The following is a 23,077-nucleotide window of genomic DNA, read 5'->3' on the forward strand; positions in this document are numbered from 1 at the left end:
AGAGAACATTCTCTCCATCAGGTTTGGTGGCGATAGCGAAGAGGTCACACCCGTTCCCATACCGAACACGGAAGTTAAGCTCTTCAGCGCCGATGGTAGTTGGGGGTTTCCCCCTGTGAGAGTAGGACGCCGCCAAGCTTTTTGTTTATATCCTTCCAATGGAAGAAGTTACTTTATCCATTCCGCAGTAGCTCAGTGGTAGAGCTATCGGCTGTTAACCGATCGGTCGTAGGTTCGAGTCCTACCTGCGGAGCCATGCTTCCATAGCTCAGTAGGTAGAGCACTTCCATGGTAAGGAAGAGGTCAGCGGTTCGAGCCCGCTTGGAAGCTTTCCTCTATATGATAATGGTAAATGTTAAGGTTTCTCGTTGATGAGAAGGCTTTTTTTGTTTGTTTTAAAATAAGTTGACGTTTATTGATCTTAGTTACTCATGAAAATAGAAAATGACTCGAGCGATTTTGATGGAAGCTTTGCCTTAGCTTTCTATATACTCCTTCTATTTGTTCTTGATTCTTCGGCGTATTTCTTTTATCCTTACTAAAGTGATGACTTCCTCTCTTACAAAAGACTCTGTACGTTCCTCTTTTTCTCCGAAATTGAATGGTTATTGTTTTTTCCTTTTTGTATCTCCGGTTTTTTATTCGCCTACTTTTTCCTTGTACGGTATGTATATAAAAAGGAGTAGATGGTTTGAAAGATTTATTTGTAAAGCAAGAATGGTTTGGACATGTGCGTCAGGATGTGCTGGCGGGTATTTTAGTGGCCTTGGCTTTGATTCCTGAGGCGATTGCGTTTTCGATTATTGCGGGCGTTGATCCTAAGGTCGGTTTATATGCTTCGTTTTGTATCGCGATTGTGATTTCGTTTGTTGGTGGACGGCCAGGTATGATCTCTGCCGCTACTGGGGCTATGGCGCTGGTTATGGTCAATTTGATTGCAGATCATGGATTGCAGTATTTGTTCGCAGCTACGATTTTAACAGGCTTGATTCAAATTGTGTTTGGATTGTGCCGTGTTTCTCGTTTGATGAAATTTATTCCGAGGTCTGTGATGGTTGGTTTTGTTAATGCATTGGCAATTATGATCTTCATGGCACAGCTGCCGCATTTCGTTGGGGAATCCATGGCTATGTATGTCATGACAGGTGGGGCTTTGTTCATCATTTATGTATTACCGATGGTCATCAAAGTTGTTCCCTCTCCACTCATTGCGATTATTGTGATGACGATGATTGCTGTATTTGGGCATATTGATGTCAGAACAGTTGGGGACATGGGAGAGCTTCCTAGCTCTTTGCCAACTTTTCTTATTCCCAATGTACCGTTTAGCTGGGAAACACTTGCTATCATTTTTCCTTATTCCTTAGCACTTGCGATGGTTGGTTTACTTGAATCTTTATTAACAGCACAGATTGTAGATGATATGACGGAAACGTCTAGTCGTAAAAATAAGGAAGCGAGAGGCCAAGGAATTGCCAATGTGGTGGCAGGATTTTTTGGCGGTATGGCTGGCTGTGCGATGATTGGTCAATCTGTGATTAATACAAAGGCAGGGGGACGAGGCAGGCTTTCTACCTTTGTGGCTGGTGCATTTTTAATGGTATTGATTTTTGTTTTGGGTGATGTGGTTGTTCAAATTCCGATGGCTGCTCTTGTTGCTGTCATGATCATGGTTTCTATTGGTACCTTTGATTGGAGTTCATTCCAGCAGCTAAAAAAGAACCCCAAAACAGATTCTCTTGTGATGCTTGTCACGGTCGTGACGGTGGTGTTCACTCATGATTTATCCAAGGGTGTTTTTGCAGGGGTGCTGCTTAGTGCCGTATTCTTTGTGGCTAAAATATCAAAACTTCATATCACCTCTACAGAAAGCCAAGCTGGTACATGGATTTATCGAATTAAGGGACAAATTTTCTTTGCTTCCGTGACTGAATTGATTCAAGCCTTCCATCATGGAAACGACCTGAAAACGGTTGTGATTGATTTGTCTGAAGCGCGTATATGGGACGAATCAGGTGTGGCCGCAATTGAACGTGTGAAGGAAAAATATCGTACAGCTGGTGTAGAGGTGGACGTAGTTGGAATGGATACGTCTAGTCAAAAACTTATGAAACAAGTGATCGGATCTTAAAGAGACTTTTCTGTTTGTTACAATAGAACAAGGAAGAAAGTGAAGGATGGAGGTGGCCGGCATGCTTGTCCGTTTGAATCAGGTGCTCGGCCGGATGATGCCGCTCATTACGCCTGTCAGCGTGCTACTTGGTGTATTATTGGCGGCGTATTTAAAAGATTTCACCTTTTTGGTGCCTTGGGTGTTTGCTGTGATGACATTTTCAGGGAGCTTGTCATCTACTTTTTCAGCTTTAAAGCATACGGTGATGCATCCATTGCCTTTGATTTTATCGTTTATGATTTTGCATGTGCTGATGCCCCTTTATGCATGGTCGGCGGGGCATTTGATATTTGCAGGTGATGCTATGACGATCACCGGTTTGACGCTTGCGATGGTGATTCCGACAGGTGTGTCTAGTTTAATATGGGCGGCAATGTATAAAGGGAATGTGGGGTTAACGTTATCTATCATATTAATTGATACATTGCTTTCGCCATTGATTGTGCCAGTAAGCTTGTCAATCTTCGTTGGTACACAGGTCCATATGGACATGGTGGCGATCATGAAAGGACTATTCGGTATGGTGGTGCTGCCCTCTATTTTAGGGATGCTCGTTCGTCAGTATGCAAAGCCATCGGTGACAAAAGCAATGAGTCAGACCTTGGCTCCTTTTTCAAAATTAGGCTTGTTTGTTGTCGTATCGATTAACAGTTCTGTTGTCGCCCCATATTTGCGTGAACTGGATGTTGCATTTTTTAGCAAAGCAGCGACTGTCTTTTTCATTGCGATGAGTGGGTATGCTTTTGCGTGGTTGATTGGAAAGGCGATGAAATGTACCCAAGGAGAAATTGTGGCGATTGTGTATACGGGCGGTATGCGGAACATTAGCGCGGGTGCTGTGCTTGCCATTAGCTTTTTCCCGCCTGCTGTTGCTGTTCCTGTTGTGATTGGCATGCTGTTTCAGCAAGTGCTTGCAGCCTTGTTTGGCTTTTTACTTCATCGTTTCGAGCTGAAAGTACCTGCTGTGACTAAGTCTTTATCATGAAAAAACCTCCATCCTTTAAGATGGAGGTTTTTTTGCGATTAATAGATGAGGTATTTCTTCCGTTTCTTTTCGAACGTTTTCAGGTCATGGTGGTATTGTTTCATGATGTGTTTAATGGAAGTGCCTTTATTGATTTCTTCTTTGATCCAGCTATTCCCGATGAGTTTATCAAAGCTGCCTGTTTGTAGGAATTGAAAGTCATTAGGATACAAGTCATGTATTGCTTTGATGATGGATAGACCTGTTTTGACTGCTTCGAATGATTTTCGGTCTGTGACATAAAGCTGTACCCCGTGAGACAAAGTCCCGGCATGTTTTGAAAAGGTAGGGGTAAATGAAACAGGTCTAAATTGAACGCCTTTTAGTTTTAACCCATTTAAATGATCTGCTAGCTCGTTGCTATTGATATATGGAGCGCCAATGAGTTCGAACGGTTTTGTCGTTCCTCTGCCTTCAGAAACGTTTGTGCCTTCGATTAATCCTGTTGCTGGGTAAACAAAGGTACTATCAACGGTCGGCATGTTAGGTGAAGGGAGGACGAACGGCAGCTTCGTGTCATCGAACGTCATGGATCGTTTCCAATGTTTCATTTTGATCACTTTTACATCAGCGTTGATATGAAACTCTTTATTAAACATGTATGCAAGTTCTCCAGTTGTCATCCCATGTCTTAATGGGATGGGATAGAGACCTACAAAAGAGGCGTGTTCTGGCTCTAATACAGGTCCTTCTACTTTTAGCCCGTCTATTGGGTTTGGACGATCTAAGACAACAAATGGAATGTTGTTTTCCTTAGCTGCTTCCATTGCATAAGCCATCGTGTAAATATAGGTGTAATAACGAGTACCAACGTCTTGAATATCAAATAGCAGGACATCTACATTTTTGAGCATTTCAGGAGTTGGCTTTCTTGTTTTTCCATAAAGAGAGTAAACAGGCAGGCCTGTTTTTTCGTCAGTATACGATTCGACGCCTTCTCCTGCTTGTGCATCACCGCGGACGCCATGTTCAGGCCCATACAAGGCAGTCAGTTTAATATCGGGGTGTTCAAATAGCAGATCGACACTGCTTTTCATGTTTGCATCAATGCCTGTAGGATTCGTAATAAGCCCTACTTTTTTCCCTTTAAGCCAAGAGAGGTTACTTGAGAGTAATGTTTCGATACCTGTTTTGACTGTTGCTTTTTTTCCTTTTGTATCTGTTCGTTCTGAATCTGCGGGGGAGGCGGCGGTCAATGTGCTGATCATGAGAATGCTAGCGAGTATCAAGCTTGCTGTCTTTTTCAAGAGAATCCCTCCTATTTGATCTGTTTTCCTTTTAAATTGAGTCCATAGCCAAATGGGTAAAGGGTTTGATTAGGATGAGTGACTGATGGGATAGCGACGGGTAATTTCCCTTTAGGTGAGGCCGCTCCAAAAATCACTTCTAGTCCCGCAGGAATATTCGGTTGATTGAATTGTCCGTTTGAGTACCCTTTAAAACCGTACACAGCTAGTAAGGCATCGGCTTCTTCAAAATTTGCCGCATCATAAGGGTTTCGGAGACTCATGATGACCAATTTTTTGTTTTGTGCTGCTGCTTCTTTCATGACAGCACGAGGGAAGGCCGTTGCCCATTTTTTCGGATCCTGTACACCGTCATCAATGACGCCATCATTCACAGCCGGGTCATTTTGGACAACGTAAGAGCCGGTAATGACATAGTCAGCATTTTGAATGAGTTTGGCTGTTTCTTTGGAGAAGCTCTTATCTGCAAATGCGTATGATTGGATTTGCACAGGTTTGATCTTTTTCTGTTTGATCAGAGATTCAATTGTGACGGACATTGCTTTTGTTTGATCTTCGTACGGTGCCATGAGTACGATTTTGTCATTCTTTTTAGGCTTAAAAGGCAAGGTTTTGTCGTTGTTTTTAAGGAGAGTGATTCCTTCGCGTGCCATTTTTTGTTCTGCTTTTCGGTGCGACTTTTGACCAACGAGCTGTGTGGCTTTTTTGATTTTCTTCTCAAGGCTTACTGATTTATTGGCGGAAATGATGCCGCGTTTGATCTTTAATTGAAGGATTTTTTCGACAGATTGATTGATCTGAGATATCGGAATTTCGTTTGTGAGAACTGCTCTTTTTAAAGCATTGAACACATTCTCTAGGTTTTTTTCTGTCTTTAAGGACGTGACAGGTGCTGGCATGAGGGCAATGTCGACGCCTGCTTTAATAGCCATTACTACAGCTTCTTCCTGTCCGAAGTTGTCTGCAATCGCTTTCATATTGAGGGCGTCTGTTACAACCACTCCTTGAAAGCCCATGTCTTCTTTTAATAAGTTTGTGATGACTTTTTTTGATAAGGTTGCTGGAACCATAATGTCCTCGCCATCTTTTTTGCTTTTATACGTTGTGTCATCAATGGCTGGGAATTGAACATGAGCGGTCATGACCATATCTGCCCCTGCGTTGATTGCTTGTTGAAATGGATACAGCTCCACCTTTTTAAGACGATCTAGATTATGTTCTACAAGCGGAAGACCGTAGTGACTATCAACAGCTGTATCACCATGTCCTGGGAAATGCTTTAATGTGGAAATGGTCTTTTCCTTTTGAAGTCCTTTCATGGTTTGCAGACCAAGTCTCGTGACAAGTTCAGGGTCAGAGCTAAAGGAACGGACACCGATGACGGGGTTATTCGGGTTATTATTTACATCAAGAACAGGAGAGAAATTTGTATTGATACCTAGAGCGTTTAATTCTTTGCCGATGATTTTTCCAGTGTCATAAGCATTTTTCTTACTTCGAGAGGCACCAATCGACATATTTCCTGGGAAATGTGTTCCCTTTTGTAGTCTTGTGACGATTCCGCCTTCTTGATCAATGGAAATGAGTAAAGGAATGTTGGGTGATGCTTGTTGAAATTCATGTGTGAGTTTGACGGTTTGTTTCGTATCAACGACATTTTCTGCAAATAAGATGACACCGCCTAAATGATATTTTTCTACAAGGTGAGAGACTTCTTTATTCATTTTTGTGAAGCCTGTGGGAGCTGATTCACCTTCTGCTTGCCAATTGCGAAAGTCTGGCATGAGCATTTGGCCAATTTTTTCATCCAAGGACATGTCCTGAACCATTTGTTTGGCAGTTGGGAGAGGGGCGGAGCTCACCTTTTCCGTTGGAATGGAAGAGGTGAGCAGGGCCAAAACGAGTGCAGTGGGGAACAGAGCTTTTAACATCGAATTCCTCCTTTTACTTAAAAGATTCGTAGATTGCAGTCATGATGCTTCCATAAGTACCAGTTGGGAAAAGGTCACCTTCAAATTGATTTGGGTTGACTTCAGGTGAAACGACGGGTGAATGTTTTTTATTTGTCAGCAAGACGACGCCTAGATTGTGTTTTGGATCAATCAATGTCATCGTTCCGGTCCAGCCTGTGTGTCCATACGCTTCTTTACTTGCGTATTTCCCAAACATCCATTCCATGTCAGTATTGCCGTTTTTCCGCCAGCCTAGCCCGTAAGTTGGGTTCGTGTCTGATGATTCCGTAAAGAGATCGATAGAAGCTTGGTCAAAGATGGTTGTTTTCCCATAGCCTCCTTTATTGAGCATCAGTTGAAGCAGTACGGCCATATCTGATGTGTTAGAGAAAAGTCCAGCATGTCCGGAGACACCTGCCATTGAGTAGTAGGCTTTCTCATCGTGGACTTCACCTAGCAAGGTATACCTGCGAATGTTTTCAAAATCAATGACACCGTCGCGTGTATTGCCTAGACGCTCGGTTGCTGCAAAATGCTTTGGCTTGAATCCCTTTTTCAGCGGATTGAACATGGTATGTTTTAGACCAAGCGGTCGATAAATCGTCGACTCTACATATTGATCAAGTGGCATACCGGTTTTTTTCTCAATGATCATGCCTAACAGCATGTAATCAATATCACTATAAATATGCTGAGTGCCTGGCTTGTATTGCAGAGGCACCTTTGGCAGCCATTTCATGGTTGTTTGTCTATCTTGAGAGAAAAAAGAGCCCGCTTGCTCTTTGCTATAAAATAAAACACTGGAAGGCAGTCCGGCAGAATGGGTGAGAAGATCCTTGACTCGAAGCTGATCTTTGCCGGTTACCTTTGCATCTGGTTCATCTTGAAAGTCAGGCAGGATGGTTTGTATTTTTTCATTTACATCTAGTTTTTGTTCATATACTAGCTTTTGCAGGGCATAGTTGGTGGCATACATTTTTGTGTTGGATGCCAAATCGAACAGTGTGTTCTTTTTCATTTTCTTATAGAATTTGAGTTCTGTTGTCCCTTTATATTTTTGTCTGTAGCCATAGGCTTTTTGATGGACGATCTGACCATCCTTGATAATGATGAGTGCTGCCCCTGGAAACCCTGCTTTGATATCGTTTTGAATCATGTGATCAACCTTCCTAAGCTGCCTAGAAGAAAAACCTACTTGTTCCGGTCGTTTTGCTTTTTTTAAGACGGGATATTCTTCAGGTGCTGTTTTAGACAAAGACGATACAGGATGGGAGCTAGTTGCAAATGTTTGTACTGGTAACCCTAGGAGCATGAACAGACTTGTGATGATGAGAAAATATTTCTTCAAGAGCTAGACCTCCTATTGCTTATTTTCCTCGAATTCAACAGCCATATCATCATGAAATCCGAATAAGTATGTGAAGATAAATCCAGCGACATATGCAATGAAGAGACCTATTAAGTAAAGCAGCATTTGATGTGTGTGAACGATAAAGGTTAATGGGAGACCTGATACCCCGATTGCTTTAGTGGCGATTTGGAAATAGGCTTGAAATGCTCCGCCGATTCCTGCGCCGAGACAAGCAGTGAGGAAGGGTCTTCCGAGCGGGAGTGTGACACCGAAAATGAGCGGTTCTCCAATTCCAAGCATTCCTGAAGGAAGTCCGCCTGCAATGGCTCTTTTCAGCTTTTTCTTTTTTGTTTTCATATAAATGGCAAAAGCAGCACCGACCTGTCCTGCGCCTCCCATAGCGAGGATTGGCAGAAGCGGGTCATCTCCAATTGAATTAATCAGTTCCATATGAATAGGTGTTAGGCCTTGGTGAAGTCCAGTGACAACAAGAGGAAGGAAGGTCGCACCAAGAACAAATCCGGCAAAAATACCGCCAATGTTTAATAGATAAGTAAGTCCAGAGGTGATGGCATCAGATATAAATCCGCCGACTGGCATGAAGATAACGTACGTGAAAATGCCTGTAATGAGTAGTGTGATGGTTGGTGTGACGATGATATCGAGTGATTGCGGGACGAAGCGTCTGATCCGGGTCTCAACAAGTGCCATAAAAATAGCTGCAAGAAGAACACCGATAAGTCCGCCTCTACCTGGTAGAATATTAGTGCCAAATAACATAATATCAGCGGCAGCTGGGTTAATGATGAGAATACCTGCTAATGCGCCTAATGCAGGAGAGCCACCAAATTCTTTTGCGGCGTTTGTTCCTACTAATATACCGAGATAAGCAAACAAGCCTGAGCCTATAACGGTTAGGATAATCGCAGCTTGAGATTTTTCATCGAGCCAGCCTGCTTGCACGACCGCTTTTGTAATACCCGTTATAAGACCCGATGCAACGAGTGCTGGAATAATGGGAATGAAAATGCTGGCGATCCGCCGTAAGAACAGCTTGAATGGTGTGCGGTTCTTTTGTGAAATAGCTTGTTTGTTTTTCTGTGCTTCGTTGTTTAAGTCATATGAACCTGAGGCATTGAGTAGCTGTTCAAACGCACTTGATACTTGGTTGACAACACCTGTTCCTAAAATGATTTGCAGTGTTTCCGCTTCGACGACGCCAATGACGCCATCGAGTTCTTTGATCGCGGTGGTTTGCACTTTTTCACGATCAATGGGTGTAATTCGGAGACGTGTCATACAATGTGTGTGGGAAGAAATGTTTTCAGAACCACCACAGAGTGAAAGGATGTCTTTCGCCAACTGCTGATATTTCTTTTGATGACTCATGTTGAATCCCCCTTTGTTTTTCGTTTCATGGAGCGGATGGCATGCCTTGTTTTGTCAATATATTGTGCTGTCTGTTCATATTGACGGGAGGCTAAACTGAGGAACAAGACATCGATTAAATAAAGCTGTGCCATTCTAGAGGAAGTGGCAGCACTACGAAAAGGTGCTTCATTGGAACCAGACGTCGATAGATGAACATCACACAATGCAGAAACGCTTGTATGCCCTGGATGCGTTAAAGCAATGGTTTTTACTTCATTTTCTTTGGCGAGCTGAAGGGCTTGGATGATGTCTAACGTTTCTCCAGAAAAGGATATACCGAACACAATGTCATTCTTTCCAGCATTTGCGATGACCGTAGATGCGATGTGCATGTCAGTAAAGGCTGTAGCTGCATAATTGATTCTGAGAAATTTCTGCTGGGCATCAGCTGCGACGATGCCAGATGCACCCACACCGATAAAATGGATTTGGTTTGCATTCAGCAGCAGTTGAACAGCTTTTTCTAAAGCTTCTACATTTAAAATAGAGGCTGTATCTTTGATCGATTGAATGGTGTTTCCTGCTGTCTTTTGAATAATGGATTGAAGTGGTTCATCTTGTTCGATATCCCGGTAGCCTTGTTTATCAGTGTGCATTAAATCTCCAGCGATCCGCATTTTCAAATCGTGATAGCCATCCAGCCCGAGAGACTTACAGAGGCGGATGACGGCAGAGCTGCTTGCACCGGCAGCCTGACTGATTTCATGCACTGTGCTTTTAATGACTTTGTCAGGATGGGCAAGGATATAGTCTGCAATGATTTTTTCAGATTGGGGAAGCTTTGATTTCATTGTGTGTAGTAGGGTGAGTCCGCCTGCTGACATGAGTTTCCTCCTTTAAGATTGATGACGTAAGATGGCTTTGTCGATGTGACCATCTGCTTTGTTGAGCAGGTCTTTGGCTGTCTTTTTATCTGTTTTGGTTTGGAGCATGACGATGGCTGTTTTAACTTCTAAATCGGCTGCTTCAAGGGCTTTTACGGCTTGTTCGTAGGAAGCATTGGTCACATGCTGAATGATGGTGATGGCGCGTTCTTTCAGTTTATGATTGCTTACTTTTACATCTACCATCAGGTTTTCATATACTTTGCCTTGTCTGATCATGACAGAGGTGGAAATCATATTTAAAATCATTTTATGAGCGGATGCGGCTTTCATTCGTGTTGACCCAGTGATGGCTTCTGGTCCTACGACGACTTCAATGGCGCAGTCTGCTAGTTCGCTAATCTCTGCTTGTTCATTGCAGCTGAGGGCTACTGTTTTTGCTCCAATGGTTCTAGCATAGTTTAAAGCGCCAATGATATAGGGTGTTCTACCGCTCGCCGCGATGCCGACAACCGTATCTTTTGATGTCAGGTGAATGTGTTCTAAATCTTTTTGACCAGCTTCTTCACTGTCTTCCACATCTTCTGCTGCATGTGAAAAGGCAGAGTCGCCACCGGCCATGATGCCTACGATGACATCAGGTGAAATGCTATAGGTAGGTGGACATTCGACCGCATCCATTACCCCAATTCTGCCGCTTGTTCCAGCGCCTAGATAAATGAGTCTGCCCCCATTCGAGATGGATTCAAAGGCAAAGTCACTTGCTGTCTTTACGTCTGGAAGGACACGGTTGACGGCTTGAGCGACCTTCATATCTTCCGCATTTATCATTTGGAGTATTTCTAGCGGGCTTGCTTGTGAAATTCTCATGGTGTTAGGGTTTCTTGATTCTGTTGTCAAAGAACGCAGTTGAGATGGCTGCATGTGACATACCTCCTTATTTCTTCATTTTCAGTATATTGAGTATGACATGAAATTTCAATATTATATTTAAATACTGAAATTATATTTCAGTTGAAATGTTGTGCTGATGAGGGTTGAATAGTTAGAAAATAAAAAAAATAAAAATCCCCTTTACAAAAGGGGGACAACCTGTATATAATAACTTTTGTCAGCTTCACGGAAACAGTAAACTTGACAAACTGGCCCGTTGGTCAAGCGGTTAAGACACCGCCCTTTCACGGCGGTAACACGGGTTCGAATCCCGTACGGGTCACCATCATGTGGAGGATTAGCTCAGCTGGGAGAGCATCTGCCTTACAAGCAGAGGGTCGGCGGTTCGAGCCCGTCATCCTCCACCATATGCCGGTGTAGCTCAACTGGTAGAGCAACTGACTTGTAATCAGTAGGTTGGGGGTTCAAGTCCTCTTGCCGGCACTGTTTTTCTTTTATCAATTCCATATGTGGAGGGGTAGCGAAGTGGCTAAACGCGGCGGACTGTAAATCCGCTCCCTCCGGGTTCGGCGGTTCGAATCCGCCCCCCTCCACCATTTTTGGGCTATAGCCAAGCGGTAAGGCAACGGACTTTGACTCCGTCATGCGTTGGTTCGAATCCAGCTAGCCCAGTTAAGACACCTTTTTTAAAAAGGTGTCTTTTTTTATTTTGACGATTGGAATGTATAACTATTCAAAATATTGTTGAGTTGAGTCAGAAGGCACCGAGAAAGTAAAATATAAGCATGAACGGAAAGGGGATGTACATATGGGAGATCAAAAGAAGGTCACGATTGTTGGGGTGCCGATGGATCTCGGTCAAATGAGAAGGGGCGTCGATATGGGGCCGAGTGCCATTCGCTGTGCTGGTGTAAAAGAAAAATTGGAATCGCTTTCATTTGATGTCGAGGATTTAGGGGATATTCCCGTTGAGCAAAGGGATGATGAGAAAGGTCTCTATACAAGTGAAAAACTGAAAAACTTAACGGAGAATGCTGGCGCAAACCAGCTTCTTGCTGAAAAGGTTAGCAGTATTGTGCAGTCAGGTTCGTTTCCGCTGATTTTAGGCGGGGATCATAGCATTGCAATTGGTACACTAGCCGGTGTAGCCAAGCATTATGAAAATTTGGGTGTCATTTGGTATGATGCACACGGTGATTTAAATACAGAGGAAACCTCTCCTTCTGGAAATATTCATGGGATGCCGCTTGCTGTCAGTCTCGGCTTTGGGCATGATGATCTAATCAATATTGGCGGTTATACACCTAAAGTAAAGCCTGAGAATGTGATCTTGATCGGTGCTCGTTCTTTAGATGAAGGAGAGCGGGCATTGATTAGAGAAAAAGGCATTAAAGTGTATACGATGCATGAAATCGATCGATTAGGGATGACGAGAGTAATGGAGGAAGCCATCGCGTATTTAAAAGAAAGAACAGATGGTGTTCATTTGTCGCTTGATTTAGATGGGCTAGATCCTGCAGAGTGCCCTGGCGTGGGAACGCCGGTTGCTGGCGGCATCAGTTATAGAGAGAGTCATCTTGCAATGGAGCTTTTAGAGGAAGCAGGTATTTTGACTTCTGCTGAGTTTGTTGAGGTGAATCCGGTATTAGATGAGAAAAATAAAACAGCAGAAGCGGCAGTTGCATTAATTGGTTCTTTAATGGGTGAAAAGCTATTATAGAGCGGGACTTGTTCCCGTTCTTTTTTTAATTTTGGGGAAATTTAAGGATATGTTAAGGTTTTTACCGGCTGATAAGCGTAACATGCTGTCAAAAATTTGTTACACTATTTTTTAGAGGAGAATGAAACCTTTTGGAACGAGGTTCGTATACATAAAGACCGGTGAAGGCAGAGGTTGAATATACTATGGAAACAATGATTAAAAAGAGAATTAAGCAAGTGAAAAAAGGCGACCAGAACGCATTTGCAGACATCGTAGACCTGTATAAAGACAAAATTTATCAGCTGTGCTATCGTATGCTTGGGAATGCACATGAAGCAGAAGATATTGCGCAGGAGGCGTTTATTCGTGCCTATGTGAATATTGAGAGCTTTGATGTGAATCGTAAGTTTTCCACGTGGCTGTACCGCATTGCAACCAACCTGACCATCGACCGTATTCGTAAAAAAAAGCCGGATTATTATTTAGATGCAGAGGTGGCAGGGACAGAAGGACTGAATATGTATTCTCAAATTGCGGCTGACGGCATTTTGCCAGAGGACGAGGTGGTGTCGCTTGAATTATCGAGCACCATTCAGCAAAAAATTTTAAGATTACCCGATAAATATCGCTCGGTCATCGTATTAAAGTATATTGATGAACTCTCGTTAAAAGAAATTAGTGAGATTCTGAATATACCAGTTGGTACGGTGAAAACGAGAATACACAGGGGTAGAGAGGCTCTCCGGAAACAGTTGAGAGACCTTTGAGTGAGGTGATTTTGATGAGCTGTCAGGAAAAAATCGTCCTGCTTATGCATCAGTATTTAGACGGGGACATTGAGCCCGAAGATGAAAAAGAATTAAAGAGCCATCTGCAATCGTGTGAGGAATGCCGTACTCATTTTCAACAAATTGAGAAATCCATCGCGCTCGTGCAGAGTACATCTCATATAGAAGCACCATCTGATTTTACTGCAAAGGTGATGGCAGGTCTTCCAAAGGAGAAAAAGCGTGTGTCGATTCAAAGATGGATCAAAGCTCATCCGCTAATGGTCGCCGCTGCCCTCTTTGTCATATTGATGGGAGGCAGTCTGTTTACTAGCTGGAATACGGATCATAATTTCAGTGTGTCAAAGCAGCCGAATCTCGTGGTTGAAAATGATACAGTGACGGTCCCTAAAGGGGAAACCGTCAAAGGTGATGTCACTGTGAAAAATGGCAAGCTGATTGTAGAAGGCAAGGTTGATGGAAACGTAACAGTCGTCAATGGAGAACAGCTGACTGCTTCTGCCGGACAAGTCACTGGTCAAATCAATGAAATTAATGAAGTGTTTGATTGGGTTTGGTACAAAATGAAGTCTACAGCACAAGACGTGATGCGGGTCATTGGGCCAGAGGAACAAAAGTAAATCAAACAGTGTGAGAGCAGTCTCTAAGGGACTGCTCTTTTTCTATTGATGGACAGACTTGAATGCCAGCCAGATATGGCAACTATTTTCCTTGCTGAAACAAAATGTGGTATAATAGCCACGCTATGTACTTACACATAGGCTCTTTTTTTATAAAAAATAAATCGAACGAAGAATAACTGAAAATTCTGGAGGACGAGGAAATGGCTTTAGGGGATATTCCTTTTTTGCAGTACCTCGGTAATGCTGTTGATATTCTCGTTGTTTGGTATGTGATATATAAATTAATGATGGTCATCCGCGGAACAAAAGCGGTTCAGCTTTTAAAGGGAATTGTCGTCATTGTTCTCGTCAGGATGGGAAGTGCGTATCTCGGTCTTAACACACTTCAATGGCTGATGGATCAAGCGATTACGTGGGGGTTCCTTGCGATCATTATTATTTTTCAGCCAGAGCTAAGGAGAGCGCTTGAGCAGCTTGGGCGCGGCCGTTTCTTCTCTAGAAGCGGAACACCTGTAGAGGAACAGCAGCAGAAAACGATCGAGGCAATTACAAAAGCAATTAACTATATGGCAAAACGAAGAATAGGCGCGCTATTAACGATTGAGCGCGATACTGGGATGAATGATTACATAGAGACCGGAATTCCTTTAAATGCAAAGGTGAGTTCTGAGCTGCTGATTAATATCTTCATTCCGAATACACCGCTTCATGACGGCGCTGTGATTATGAAGCGTGATGAGATTGCAGCTGCAGCGTGTTATTTACCGCTGTCTGAAAGTCCTTTTATTTCTAAGGAGCTCGGTACACGTCACCGCGCGGCAGTTGGTATTAGTGAAGTAACGGACAGTTTAACCGTCATTGTCTCCGAGGAGACAGGCGGCATTAGTGTCGCAAGAAATGGTGATCTCCATCGAGAATTGACAGAAGAAGCGCTTGAAGAAATGCTGATTGCTGAGTTTAGTAAGAACAGCAAAGATGCTTCCTCGACCAAATGGTATTGGAGGGGCAAGAAAAATGGATAAGATTTTGAATAATCGCTGGGCCGTTAAGTTTCTTGCATTGGTCTTCGCTTTATTGCTGTATGGTGCAGTCAATTCAGCGCAAGCGCCCACGCCGAAAAAAATCGGTGAATCCTTTTTCCCAACATCGACAACAGACGAAGCAACCTTAACGGACATTCCTGTTAAAGCGTATTATGATGACGAAAAGTATGTAGTCACTGGTGTGCCGCAGACAGTCAATGTCACGATTAAAGGATCAACTAGTGCTGTGAAAACAGCAAGGCAAACGAAAAATTTTGAAATTTACGCAGATATGCAAAACCTTACGACAGGTACACATAAAGTCGAATTGAAGGCAAGAGATGTATCGAAAGGAATCACGTTAACGATTAATCCGTCTGTGACGACTGTGACGATACAGGAAAAAACGACAGCTGAATTCCCTGTTGAAACGGAATTTTATAATCAAAATAAAATCAAAGACGGCTATTCACCAGAGCAGCCTATTGTGAATCCGAAAAATGTCACGGTTACTGGCTCAAAAGACGTGATCGACAAAATTTCTGTTATTAAAGCATTTGTGAACTTAGAGGATGTCGATCAGCAAATTGAGAAAGAAGCGAAGCTCACTGTGTATGATAGCAGTGGGAATGAGCTGCCAGTCGAAGTGAGTCCGTCTGTGGTAGATATTACGGTCCCGATTACGAGTCCAAGCAAGAAAGTTCCGTTTAAGATTGAGCGGACGGGCAGCTTGCCAGATGGGATCAGTATCTCAAGCATCGAGACAAGCCCAAGTGAGGTTACAGTCTATGGTTCTCAAAAGGTGCTGGATGCACTTGATTTTATTGACGGCGTTAAGCTCGACCTAAGCAAGATTAAAGATGATACAGAGATTGATGCTGACATTCCACTGCCAGATGGTGTGAAAAAGGTATCGCCTGAAACTGTTAAAATCAAAGTGAAGGTTGCAACAGCTGAAGAAAAAAAGATCGATAATGTCCCAATTTCTGTCGTGGGTCTGAGCAAGGATCTTAGCTCTGCATTTGTGAGTCCGTCTTCTGGGCGTCTCACACTAACAGCAAAAGGTTCAAAGAGTGCAATTGATAAACTAAAGGCTTCAGATATTGAAGCCTATATCAATGTCGGGGACTTAAACGAAGGAACACATGAGGTCAAAGTACAAGTGAATGGCCCTCAAAATGTGACGTGGACATTATCTAGATCGAAGGTCAAAGTGAAACTGACTTCTACTGATACAGAAGATCAGCCGGCTTCTACGAATGATCGGAAAGATCAATCATCCGATGATGATCAGGAAGAGAAGAGTCAAAAGGAATCAACACAAGATAAAGCAAAAAAAGAATCGAGTCAAAGACAGCGGGTCAAAGAAGATAATAAAGAGGACGCAGCGTCCTCTTGAATGGTAAAAAAGGAGCGATTGAAACATGGGCAAGTACTTTGGAACTGATGGTGTAAGGGGTGTGGCTAATAGCGAATTAACGCCAGAGCTCGCATTTAAAATTGGGAGATTTGGCGGCTATGTGCTCACGAAGGATAAAGAACGTCCAAAGGTACTCGTTGGACGAGACACGCGTGTATCTGGTCATATGTTAGAAGGAGCACTCGTAGCAGGCTTACTGTCAATTGGGGCTGAAGTCATGCGTTTAGGTGTGATCTCAACACCTGGTGTGTCTTATTTAACGAAGGCAATGGATGCAGAAGCAGGTGTCATGATTTCAGCTTCGCATAACCCAGTTCAAGACAACGGAATTAAATTTTTCGGCGGTGACGGTTTTAAACTGTCAGATGAACAGGAGAATGAAATCGAGCAGCTGATGGATCAGCCGGTCGATCAATTGCCACGCCCAGTTGGAGCGGACCTTGGAACAGTAAATGACTACTTTGAAGGCGGTCAGAAATACTTGCAATTCTTGAAACAGACAGCAGACGAGGATTTCACAGGTATTCACGTAGCGCTTGACTGTGCACATGGTGCAACATCTTCTCTTGCAACACATTTATTTGCAGATTTAGATGCAGATGTGTCAACAATGGGAACATCACCAAACGGATTGAATATCAACGATGGCGTAGGTTCTACTCATCCAGAAGCACTTTCTGCTTTTGTGAAAGAAAAAGGAGCAGATATTGGTCTTGCGTTTGATGGTGACGGCGACCGCTTAATTGCAGTCGATGAAAAAGGTGATATTGTAGACGGCGATCAAATTATGTACATATGTGCACGTTATCTAAAGGGTGAAGGCCGATTGAAGGATGACACGGTCGTGTCAACGGTCATGAGTAACCTTGGTTTCTATAAAGCGCTTGAGAAGCAAGGCATTAAGAGCATTCAAACCGCTGTTGGTGACCGCTATGTGGTCGAAGCGATGAAAAAGGATGGCTATAATGTCGGAGGCGAGCAGTCAGGCCACTTGATTTTCCTTGATTATAATACGACAGGTGACGGCATGCTTTCTGCGATCATGCTCGTGAATACACTAAAAGCAACAGGAAAAACATTGTCAGAGCTTGCAGCTGAAATGGAGAAATTCCCGCAACTTCTAGTGAATGTGAAGGTATCCGATAAGTATAAAGTGGAAGAAAATGAAAAAGTAAAAGCTGTGATCCAAGAGGTTGAAAAAGAGATGAACGGTGACGGACGTATCCTTGTGCGTCCATCAGGAACAGAGCCGCTTGTACGTGTCATGGCAGAGGCGAAAACAAAAGAGCTGTGTGATGAATACGTGGCTCGCATTACGGCTGTTGTCAAAGAAGAAATGGGTATTGAGTAATTGATGTAAAGCAAATCGCTAAGCAGCGGTTTGCTTTTTTTCGAATAAACGTCATAAGAGGAAAGTTCTATACGAATGATATAAGCGAGGGCAATTTGCTGCTTGCTTTCATACATAAGAGAGCACATCAAAGGTAGAACATGACAAGCCTCATCGCATATAGTGTAGGGAGGTCTTACTTTCTAACATGATGGGGATCACCCGCTAAATTGTGATTGACGGAGGTCAGACCTTATAGTACAATCATCCTTGTGTTACTGGATTTTTATTCTAGCAGGAAAGGCAGGGTAGATGTTCAGCCACTCTTATAATTATAGCGCCCGAACTAAGCGATCGAACGACAGATGCTTAGTTGACGAGGATGGAGGTTATCGAATTTTTCGGCGGATGCCTCCCGGCTGATCAAATATAGAGATCACAGCCGTAAGTGTTTCTTTAAAGCAAAGAGGTGACTCTTTGTACAAAGGGAATACACATGATCTCCCAAATTAAACATGTAGAGAGGGACGAAGAAATGTCCCTTCTATTTTAGTAGGCTTTCTTTGTCCCTTTCACATGATCGGGAGGAAGAATATTTATGTGTGGAATCGTAGGTTATATTGGTCAGAATGATGCGAAGGAAATCTTATTAAAAGGTTTAGAGAAGCTTGAGTACCGTGGGTATGACTCAGCAGGTATCGCTGTGGCAAACGAAGATGGCGTGCATGTGTTCAAAGAAAAAGGACGTATCGCTGAGCTTCGTGAAGTCGTTGATGCAAACGTGGCATCTTCAGCAGGAATTGGACATACACGCTGGGCAACACACGGTGTACCAAGCCATTTAAATGCGCATCCGCATCAAAGTGCTTCTGGCCGTTTTACGCTTGTTCATAACGGTGTCATCGAGAACTATGTACAATTGACACGCGAATATTTACAAGACGTCACACTAAAAAGCGACACAGATACAGAGGTTGTTGTTCAAGTCATCGAACAATTTGTGAACAGAGGTCTTGATACAGAGGAAGCTTTCCGTCAAACGCTTCTTCAACTAAAAGGCTCTTACGCAATTGCTCTTTTCGATAACGAAAACAAAGAAACAATCTATGTGGCGAAAAACAAAAGCCCATTATTGGTTGGTTTCGGCGAAGATTTCAACGTTGTGGCTTCTGACGCAATGGCGATGCTTCAAGTAACAAACGAATATGCGGAATTAATGGATAAAGAAATGGTCATTGTCACAAAAGACGAGGTTATCATTAAAAACCTTGACGGTGATATCATGACACGTCCTTCTTATATCGCTGAGCTAGATGCAAGCGACATCGAGAAAGGCACATATCCTCACTACATGTTAAAAGAAACGGATGAACAGCCGCTTGTTATGCGCAAAATCATCCAAGAATATCAAGACGCAAACGGCAAGCTGTCAGTCGCTGGCGATATCGCAAGCGCAGTAGCAGACGCAGACCGCATTTACATCGTGGCTTGTGGAACGAGCTATCATGCAGGACTTGTTGGTAAACAATATATTGAAGACTGGGCAAAAGTACCTGTAGAAGTCCATGTAGCAAGTGAATTCTCTTACAACATGCCGCTTCTATCGAAAAAACCGTTGTTCATCTTCCTTTCTCAATCTGGAGAGACTGCGGACAGCCGTGCTGTACTGGTTCAAGTCAAAGAGCTTGGTCATAAAGCATTAACAATCACAAACGTACCAGGATCTACGCTTTCTCGTGAAGCAGACTTCACATTGCTTCTTCATGCAGGACCAGAAATCGCAGTGGCTTCAACAAAAGCTTACACAGCACAAATCGCTGTTCTTGCGATCCTTGCATCTGTTGCAGCTGAATTAAATGGTCAATCACTTGACTTTGATCTTGTGAAAGAGCTTGGGATTGTGGCAAACGCAATGGAAGCCCTTGTCGATCAAAAGGATGAAATGGAACAAATCGCTCGTGACTTCTTCACAGTGACACGTAACGCATTCTTTATCGGAAGAGGACTTGACTACTATGTGTGCCTTGAAGGTTCACTCAAACTAAAAGAGATCTCTTACATCCAAGCAGAAGGATTTGCTGGCGGAGAACTCAAACACGGCACGATTGCTTTAATTGAAGAAGGCACACCGGTCATTGCCCTTGCAACACAAGAGCACGTGAACCTCAGCATTCGCGGTAACGTCAAAGAAGTCGTTGCACGTGGTGCAAACCCATGTGTCATCTCACTAAAAGGCCTAGAAGACGAAGGCGACCGTTTCGTCCTTCCAGCTGTACACCCAGCACTTGCACCACTTGCATCTGTTGTGCCATTACAGCTAATCGCTTACTACGCAGCACTTCACCGCGGGTGTGATGTGGATAAACCACGTAACCTTGCGAAGAGTGTGACGGTGGAGTAGGTTTTAAATAAAATCGGTTTTTTGATACCCCTTTAGATATAATTGTCTAAAGGGGTATTTTTGTGTCAATAGAACTAGCAGTTGAAAGATTTAAGCTGAACTTTGATTGATAGATACTATTTCCATGATGCTATGATGATAAATATTCTTAGGGGGAAATATTATTTTTATTCGATACGTAAAAAAAGAAAAATGGGGAATTGTTTTTTTCATAATTGGTTATATTGCATTGTTTGTCATTTCTTATTGTTTAATTGGTGGTCCTGTCTCAAGCGGAGGACCAATTGGTGTATTCCTTGGATTTTGTATCGTTCAATTTCTTAAATATAGAGCTTTCAAAAAAGATGAAAGAAATAATAAAGGCATATATCATCGTTTATAAGTTGTATTTTTAACACATTATACTAAGTGCATAATGAGAGGGAGTTCCCTTGAGAAAGCGTGACAGTTTAAATATTTAACGAAGAAAGAGAGCAGACACATGACCAAACATAAAATTTACACAATGAGCTTTGCAAAAGTCTATCCTCTCTACATCGCAAAGGCAGAGAGAAAGGGTCGAACGAAGGCTGAGGTTGATACGATTATTTGTTGGTTGACGGGGTACAGTCCAGCAGAGTTACAGCAACAGTTGGACAAGCAGATAGACATTGAAACCTTCTTTGCTGACGCCCCTGAGCTTCATCCTTCCCGCAGTTTAATCAAAGGAGTCATCTGTGGTGTTCGAGTAGAGGACATTGAGGAAGAAACCATGAAAAATATTCGGTATCTAGATAAGCTGATTGATGAGTTAGCCAAGGGAAAGAAAATGGATAAGATTATGCGAGATTCATCATGACCATCACAAGCAAGCCCAGTGAATAACCCTCACTGGGCTTTTTTATATTTATAGACCATTCGATTGATAAAAATAAAAACCATTTGAACGAATTCCCTCTTCATGTCGTCAAAAGAAGTAATACCAAAACAAATTAACGTTTGAAAAGGGAGTGGCGTGGATGGATATGAAGCTGATTTTACCTCTTATTTTGCTACAAGCCATTTTAATGGTGATTGGTTTGTTTGATTTGTTGAAAAGAGATCCATCGAGGATTAGGGGAGAAGTGAAGTGGGTTTGGGCCTTGGTGATTGTGTTTGTGGCGAGTGCCGGTCCTATTGCGTATTTCATTTTTGGTCGTAAACAATCTTAGTAGGGGGGATTCGCTTGAATATGTTGGAGTGTCACGGGCTGACGAAATCGTATGGACGGCATGAAGTGTTAAAAGATGTCTCGTTTTCTGTTGGGGAGGTTGGATGTGTTGGCTTTTTAGGAGTCAATGGAGCGGGGAAGACAACGACGATCCGGATTTTGACGGGGCTTGCTCGTCCTACGTCTGGCGTTGTGAAGGTGGCAGGTTTTGATGTCGAAAAGGACATGGATCAAATCAGTCAGGTGATTGGGTACTGTCCGCAGCATCCTGCATTTTATCAGGACATGACGGGGCAGGAATGGATGCATTGGGTTGGCGGGTTATTTCATTTAGAGAAACACACCATTCGTTCCAAAACAGAGGAGCTGTTGAAGCTTTGCCGGGTGTATGAGGCGAAGGATCGTGCCATTGGCAGCTACAGCGGAGGGATGAAGCAGAGACTTGCCATTGCGCAGGCATTGATCAACAGCCCGAAGGTCCTCATACTAGATGAACCAGTGTCGGCACTTGATCCTATGGGGAGAAAAGACGTCCTGACTTTGATTGAGCGTCTAAAGCATGAGATGCTGATCTTTATGTCGACCCATATTTTAGATGACATTGAACGAGTGGCGGATCATATTATCATGATCAACAGCGGCAAAATTGAGATGTCCTCTTCGATGAAACAGCTCAAAGAAGACTATATCCAGCCCGTGATTGAATTTCAATTAGAACAACAGAATCCGAAACTAGTGGCTTTGTTAAAAGAACGGGATTGGGTGGAGGAATGCATGGAGACAGGGGACACTTATCAGGTACGAGTGAAAGATCAACAAATGGCATTGAGAGAGCTGCCGGGTCTCATCACTGAAGCTGGCGGTGTTCTTCTCCAATATCGACTATCTAAGCTAACGCTTGAAGATATTTTTATGAAGGTTGTGACGGCATGATGATGTTGAAAAAGGAATTTAGGGAGTTATTCACTAGTTATAAAATCTTATTTGTGCCAATCATTTTTACGATTTTAATGATCACCCAGCCTATTACGCTCAAAATGCTGCCAGATCTTTTGTCGAAATCAGTGAATCTACCTGAAGGGTCTACATTTTATATACCAGAGCCTAGTGCTGGAGAAGCTTTAGCCAGTGCATTGAGTAAATTTGATTCGCTCGGCGTGTTTATCCTCATTATGATCGTGATGGGGACGATTGCTGGAGAGCGTGCATCTGGTGTGACAGCCATGATTATGGTGAAACCGATCAGTCGAATGAGTTATTATGTCTCGAAACTATGCGCCTATGCCTGTTTAACTTTGTTTAGTTTGATAGTGGCGGTGCTAGCTTCCGTTTATTATGTGAACATTCAATTTGGGCATGTGGCTTGGGGCGATGTGTTAAAAGGAACGCTTTTGTATTATCCAAACCTACTGCTTATTGTGGTGTCGACCATTTGTGCATCGGCATTCTTTAAGCGTTCAGTGACTGCGGGCGGCGTTTCCCTTTTGATCAACCTCATCCTGTTTACCGTTCCTTCGTTTTATGAGGATGCATTAGGGAAGTTTGCACCTAAAGGCGTCACAAGTGCGGCTGAGGAGATGATTCATAGAGGGACTTATTCGGATCAGGCGCTTACAAGCTTTCTTGGTGTATCGGTATTGATTGGTTTCTTTTTTCTCATCGGATGGTTTCTTTTTAGAAAACAAGAATTATAGCATGATGTACCC

19 protein-coding genes, 7 tRNA genes and 1 rRNA gene are annotated in these 23,077 nt (G+C 43.0%); 21 read left to right on the plus strand and 6 right to left on the minus strand.

What is annotated here, in order from left to right; all coding sequences use genetic code 11:
- Window positions 1–22 precede the first annotated feature (22 nt).
- The 5 genes from rrf to NST73_RS01005 all read left to right on the plus strand — a co-directional run bounded on the left by rrf (window position 23) and on the right by NST73_RS01005 (window position 3,158).
- Window positions 23–138: ribosomal RNA gene (gene rrf, locus NST73_RS00985) — 5S ribosomal RNA — on the plus strand.
- A gap of 43 nt (window positions 139–181) precedes the next feature.
- Window positions 182–256 (plus strand) — tRNA-Asn (locus tag NST73_RS00990).
- A 1-nt stretch (window position 257) separates the two neighbouring features.
- Window positions 258–330: transfer RNA gene (locus NST73_RS00995), tRNA-Thr, on the plus strand.
- Between the two features lie 361 nt (window positions 331–691).
- Window positions 692–2,131 carry a SulP family inorganic anion transporter gene (locus NST73_RS01000; protein ID WP_342499307.1) on the plus strand — a complete coding sequence of 480 codons (1,440 nt, stop codon included), beginning with the start codon at window positions 692–694 and terminating at the stop codon, window positions 2,129–2,131.
- Window positions 2,132–2,192: 61 nt separating this feature from the next.
- Window positions 2,193–3,158 carry a bile acid:sodium symporter family protein gene (locus NST73_RS01005; protein WP_237562576.1) on the plus strand — a complete coding sequence of 322 codons (966 nt, stop codon included), beginning with the start codon at window positions 2,193–2,195 and terminating at the stop codon, window positions 3,156–3,158.
- 38 nt (window positions 3,159–3,196) lie between these two features.
- Here the strand turns inward: NST73_RS01005 and NST73_RS01010 are convergent, their stop codons facing one another.
- From NST73_RS01010 to murQ, 6 genes are read right to left on the minus strand one after another with little or no spacing between them, the layout of a single operon-like run.
- On the minus strand, window positions 3,197–4,444 hold the full coding sequence (locus NST73_RS01010) for a DUF1343 domain-containing protein (protein WP_024719111.1): 1,248 nt from the start codon (window positions 4,442–4,444) through the stop codon (window positions 3,197–3,199).
- An 11-nt stretch (window positions 4,445–4,455) separates the two neighbouring features.
- On the minus strand, window positions 4,456–6,375 hold the full coding sequence (locus tag NST73_RS01015; RefSeq protein WP_160758210.1) for a glycoside hydrolase family 3 protein: 1,920 nt from the start codon (window positions 6,373–6,375) through the stop codon (window positions 4,456–4,458).
- A gap of 13 nt (window positions 6,376–6,388) precedes the next feature.
- On the minus strand, window positions 6,389–7,744 hold the full coding sequence (gene pbp4b, locus NST73_RS01020) for a penicillin binding protein PBP4B (RefSeq protein WP_060832001.1): 1,356 nt from the start codon (window positions 7,742–7,744) through the stop codon (window positions 6,389–6,391).
- Between the two features lie 12 nt (window positions 7,745–7,756).
- The gene (locus NST73_RS01025; RefSeq protein WP_017358875.1) at window positions 7,757–9,136 is read right to left on the minus strand and encodes a PTS transporter subunit EIIC; all 1,380 of its coding nucleotides are present in this window, start codon (window positions 9,134–9,136) and stop codon (window positions 7,757–7,759) included.
- A complete protein-coding gene (locus NST73_RS01030; protein ID WP_007498558.1) occupies window positions 9,133–10,002 on the minus strand; it encodes a MurR/RpiR family transcriptional regulator in 870 nt (289 codons plus the stop codon). The genes NST73_RS01025 and NST73_RS01030 overlap by 4 nt, the downstream gene beginning before the upstream one ends.
- Before the next feature lie 12 nt (window positions 10,003–10,014).
- Window positions 10,015–10,926 carry an N-acetylmuramic acid 6-phosphate etherase gene (gene murQ / locus NST73_RS01035; protein WP_342499308.1) on the minus strand — a complete coding sequence of 304 codons (912 nt, stop codon included), beginning with the start codon at window positions 10,924–10,926 and terminating at the stop codon, window positions 10,015–10,017.
- Between the two features lie 220 nt (window positions 10,927–11,146).
- Here murQ and NST73_RS01040 point away from each other — a divergent pair.
- The 16 genes from NST73_RS01040 to NST73_RS01115 all read left to right on the plus strand — a co-directional run bounded on the left by NST73_RS01040 (window position 11,147) and on the right by NST73_RS01115 (window position 23,065).
- Window positions 11,147–11,221: transfer RNA gene (locus tag NST73_RS01040), tRNA-Glu, on the plus strand.
- A 6-nt stretch (window positions 11,222–11,227) separates the two neighbouring features.
- A tRNA-Val gene (locus NST73_RS01045) sits at window positions 11,228–11,303 on the plus strand.
- A 3-nt stretch (window positions 11,304–11,306) separates the two neighbouring features.
- Window positions 11,307–11,379: transfer RNA gene (locus NST73_RS01050), tRNA-Thr, on the plus strand.
- A gap of 28 nt (window positions 11,380–11,407) precedes the next feature.
- Window positions 11,408–11,492: transfer RNA gene (locus tag NST73_RS01055), tRNA-Tyr, on the plus strand.
- A gap of 4 nt (window positions 11,493–11,496) precedes the next feature.
- Window positions 11,497–11,568: transfer RNA gene (locus NST73_RS01060), tRNA-Gln, on the plus strand.
- 136 nt (window positions 11,569–11,704) lie between these two features.
- Window positions 11,705–12,616 (plus strand): arginase, encoded by a 912-nt coding sequence (rocF, locus tag NST73_RS01065; protein ID WP_144668375.1) that lies wholly within the window; start codon window positions 11,705–11,707, stop codon window positions 12,614–12,616.
- 185 nt (window positions 12,617–12,801) lie between these two features.
- Window positions 12,802–13,365, plus strand: a complete 564-nt coding sequence (gene sigW, locus NST73_RS01070) for an RNA polymerase sigma factor SigW (RefSeq protein ID WP_007498553.1) — start codon at window positions 12,802–12,804, stop codon at window positions 13,363–13,365.
- 14 nt (window positions 13,366–13,379) lie between these two features.
- Window positions 13,380–14,006 carry an anti-sigma-W factor RsiW gene (gene rsiW, locus NST73_RS01075; RefSeq protein ID WP_008344028.1) on the plus strand — a complete coding sequence of 209 codons (627 nt, stop codon included), beginning with the start codon at window positions 13,380–13,382 and terminating at the stop codon, window positions 14,004–14,006.
- A gap of 203 nt (window positions 14,007–14,209) precedes the next feature.
- Window positions 14,210–15,031 (plus strand): diadenylate cyclase CdaA, encoded by an 822-nt coding sequence (gene cdaA / locus NST73_RS01080; protein WP_008344027.1) that lies wholly within the window; start codon window positions 14,210–14,212, stop codon window positions 15,029–15,031.
- Window positions 15,024–16,430 (plus strand): YbbR-like domain-containing protein, encoded by a 1,407-nt coding sequence (locus NST73_RS01085; protein ID WP_035704327.1) that lies wholly within the window; start codon window positions 15,024–15,026, stop codon window positions 16,428–16,430. The genes cdaA and NST73_RS01085 overlap by 8 nt, the downstream gene beginning before the upstream one ends.
- A gap of 25 nt (window positions 16,431–16,455) precedes the next feature.
- Complete coding sequence (gene glmM / locus NST73_RS01090) at window positions 16,456–17,802, plus strand: phosphoglucosamine mutase (protein WP_008360584.1); 1,347 nt, start codon at window positions 16,456–16,458, stop codon at window positions 17,800–17,802.
- A gap of 577 nt (window positions 17,803–18,379) precedes the next feature.
- Complete coding sequence (gene glmS, locus NST73_RS01095; RefSeq protein WP_046527275.1) at window positions 18,380–20,182, plus strand: glutamine--fructose-6-phosphate transaminase (isomerizing); 1,803 nt, start codon at window positions 18,380–18,382, stop codon at window positions 20,180–20,182.
- A gap of 481 nt (window positions 20,183–20,663) precedes the next feature.
- The gene (locus NST73_RS01100; RefSeq protein WP_024719119.1) at window positions 20,664–21,020 is read left to right on the plus strand and encodes a DUF2200 domain-containing protein; all 357 of its coding nucleotides are present in this window, start codon (window positions 20,664–20,666) and stop codon (window positions 21,018–21,020) included.
- A 160-nt stretch (window positions 21,021–21,180) separates the two neighbouring features.
- Window positions 21,181–21,372 carry a PLD nuclease N-terminal domain-containing protein gene (locus NST73_RS01105; protein ID WP_017358881.1) on the plus strand — a complete coding sequence of 64 codons (192 nt, stop codon included), beginning with the start codon at window positions 21,181–21,183 and terminating at the stop codon, window positions 21,370–21,372.
- 14 nt (window positions 21,373–21,386) lie between these two features.
- A complete protein-coding gene (locus NST73_RS01110; RefSeq protein ID WP_024719120.1) occupies window positions 21,387–22,304 on the plus strand; it encodes an ABC transporter ATP-binding protein in 918 nt (305 codons plus the stop codon).
- Window positions 22,301–23,065: an ABC transporter permease subunit gene (locus NST73_RS01115; RefSeq protein ID WP_301232083.1), complete on the plus strand. Its 765-nt coding sequence runs from the start codon at window positions 22,301–22,303 to the stop codon at window positions 23,063–23,065. Before NST73_RS01110 ends, NST73_RS01115 begins: the two co-directional genes overlap by 4 nt.
- Window positions 23,066–23,077: the final 12 nt, after the last annotated feature.

This window comes from Bacillus sp. FSL W7-1034 (genome assembly GCF_038593365.1).
Taxonomy (GTDB): Bacteria; Bacillota; Bacilli; order Bacillales; family Bacillaceae; genus Bacillus; species Bacillus altitudinis.